The sequence below is a fragment of the Rosenbergiella sp. YN46 genome, assembly GCF_036620675.1.
In the GTDB taxonomy this organism is placed as follows: domain Bacteria; phylum Pseudomonadota; class Gammaproteobacteria; order Enterobacterales; family Enterobacteriaceae; genus Jejubacter.
Genome location: NZ_JAZHEE010000128.1, coordinates 1 through 606, shown reverse-complemented (window position 1 = coordinate 606; position 606 = coordinate 1). Strand labels below are relative to the sequence as shown.

Genomic DNA, 606 nt, shown 5'->3' with positions numbered 1-606 from the left:
CGAACTTTGCCAGTGTAAGTTTTGCTTGGTGTAGTTGACCAACAAGATTTTTTATTTTTGTATTGATTTCAATTTTATGTGACACAAACTCGGATTGTTGTGTCAGTACTTGTTTAAGTTCGGTGTCTAGTGAATCGAGTTGTTCATTTACCTTGCCCTTTTCATGATTAATTCGTTCTAGTAATTCTTCCAGTTCTAATGGTTGGGATTCCGGGCTTTTTTCTTGTAGAATTTTTTTAATTTCTTCTTTTGTTTCTGGTATTCTGACATCGATTTGTTTTAATCTTCGATTTTGTGTAGCAATGACGCTCTTTGCTCGTTCGAACTTTTCCATTGTTTCACTTAGTTCTGTGTCAAGCTTTGCCTTTGCTTGGTTGTATGCATTGGCATCTTCCATAATTTTGGCCTTTTCAGATTCTATCTCGTCAATTTGTTTTTTGACGACCTCAAGTTCCTCACCAAACTTTTTAGATTCTGGTTCCAAAGCGTTCAGAGTTCGTTCCTTTGAGGTTTTGTCGGCCACGAGGGATTTCATCTTGTTTGCTGCATTGATGGCGTTAAGACGAACTATTTCCCTCTCAATGAAATCATACCTGAGTTTGAGGT

Annotated in this window: 1 protein-coding gene; it reads right to left on the bottom strand. The window is 37.3% G+C overall.

The genetic code is table 11. The annotated features are described in order from the left end of the window. A partial coding sequence (locus tag V3W49_RS22850; protein ID WP_500148254.1) for a hypothetical protein occupies positions 1-523 on the bottom strand: 523 nt, incomplete at its 3' end. Positions 524-606 lie beyond the last annotated feature (83 nt).